Origin of the sequence: Sphingopyxis solisilvae, from assembly GCF_015475875.1 — a bacterium.
In the GTDB taxonomy this organism is placed as follows: domain Bacteria; phylum Pseudomonadota; class Alphaproteobacteria; order Sphingomonadales; family Sphingomonadaceae; genus Sphingopyxis; species Sphingopyxis solisilvae.
In genome coordinates this window covers 1-1529 of sequence record NZ_JADKYM010000048.1, presented here as the reverse complement: position 1 = coordinate 1529, position 1529 = coordinate 1, and the positions used below count along the sequence as shown (strand labels likewise).

2 protein-coding genes are annotated in these 1529 nt (G+C 66.3%); both read right to left on the bottom strand.

Annotated elements, in window-relative coordinates; genetic code table 11:
- Nucleotides 1-167: 167 nt before the first annotated feature.
- Nucleotides 168-773 carry a hypothetical protein gene (locus IR187_RS16655; protein ID WP_194955690.1) on the bottom strand — a complete coding sequence of 202 codons (606 nt, stop codon included), beginning with the start codon at nt 771-773 and terminating at the stop codon, nt 168-170.
- A 3-nt stretch (nt 774-776) separates the two neighbouring features.
- Nucleotides 777-1397, bottom strand: a complete 621-nt coding sequence (locus IR187_RS16650) for a DUF2238 domain-containing protein (protein WP_194955689.1) — start codon at nt 1395-1397, stop codon at nt 777-779.
- Nucleotides 1398-1529: the final 132 nt, after the last annotated feature.

Below are 1529 nucleotides of genomic sequence, written 5' to 3'. Positions count from 1 at the left end.
GAGGTGGCGAAGCAATTCCCGGCACATCTCGCGCCGCTCGCGCCGCAGGCGATGGTGGAGGGGCAGCGACGGCAGCGCCAAAGCCCCTCCGTCAGCGCTTCGCGCTGCCACCTCCCCACGGCTTCGCCGCAGGGAGGATCAAAGCCAGCTTCCGATAGCCGCGCCCATCACCGAAAGAAGCAATTCACCCCCGCGAAAAGCGCATCGATCTTCGCTGTATCGCCGGGCGCCGCAAACATGCCGCCGACGACCTTCTCGCCGGTGCCGATGCTGAATTCCTCGCCCAGCGTGCTGTCCTCGACGTCGACGATCGACACCGACTCGCCCGCCTTGGCGCGGGTCGTGCCGATGGCGATGCCGCTCGCGGTCGAATAGGCGCTAGCGCCGGGTTCATTGCCGAGGAACCAGCCGACGAATTTATCGCCCTGAAAATTCAGTGTCATCGCGTCGTAGCGGGTGAATTGCATCGGACCGGCGCCGCACTCGTCGTTGCTGCTGCGATCGTCGGCTTGCCCCGCGACGTTGGCGAGTGCGGTTTCGGCCTGCGCGCGCGGGACGCCGAAGGCGAGCAGGCTGGCCTTGCCGCTGCTCTTGTCGATGAAGCGCAGCCCTTCGCCATCGAGGCTGACCGCGGTGGTCGCGGCGGCGGGGCCGTCGGCTTTGGCTTCGGGGACCGGGGGCGCGGTTGTTTCAGTCGCGGCGGGCGTCTTTTCGGGCGCCGGTTTGCAGGCGGCGAGCAGTGCCACCATCGCGAGGGCTGTCATATTACGCATCGCCTATCTCCTCCGCTGAACCAGCAGCACCAATATCGCACCCAGCGCCGCCAGCGCCATATCCTTTTGCGCGTCCCAGATGTCACCTTGCTGGCCATTATAGCGGTCGGCGGTCTCGCCCGCCGCGACGATGGTGAGCAGCCATTCGAAGATTTCGTAAAGGCAGGATGTGGCCAAGACCCAAGCAAGCACGGTTAACGTCGCGCCGCGATGGCTTAGCCCGCCCCAACGCCGTGCGATTTCGGCGACCGGGATCACCGACAGCGCGCCAAAGGCGAAATGGACGAGGCGGTCGTAATGGTTGCGGGTCCATCCGAAGGCTTCGGAGAGGCTGGTGCCGATGAGGGTGTGCGCCCAGGCGTCGTAGGGGACGCTGCTATAGGCATAGCGCCCGCCAAGGGTGTGGAGGGCCAGGAAGGCGACGATACACGCGACGGCCGCGGTCGAGAGCGGCCAGCGCCGGAGCAGCGCGGGCGCGGCGACGAGCAGCAGCATCGTCGGGATGTGCTGAAGCAGCGCGATTTCGGGATAAGGCTGTTCGATCTGCGCGAGCAGCAGCAGGATCACCAGGGCGCCGAGCAGGCGGCGCTGCGCGGGCGGGGTGGAGGACAGGGTGTTCGTCATCCCATTCCCTTTATCCGTTCGTGCCGAGCGAAGTCGAGACACGCTTCGTTCGCGCGTGCCTTCGGCGTGTCTCGACTTCGCTCGACACAAAGGTCGCAAAGTAGAAAGGGAGGGGGGGGGGACGGAACGCCA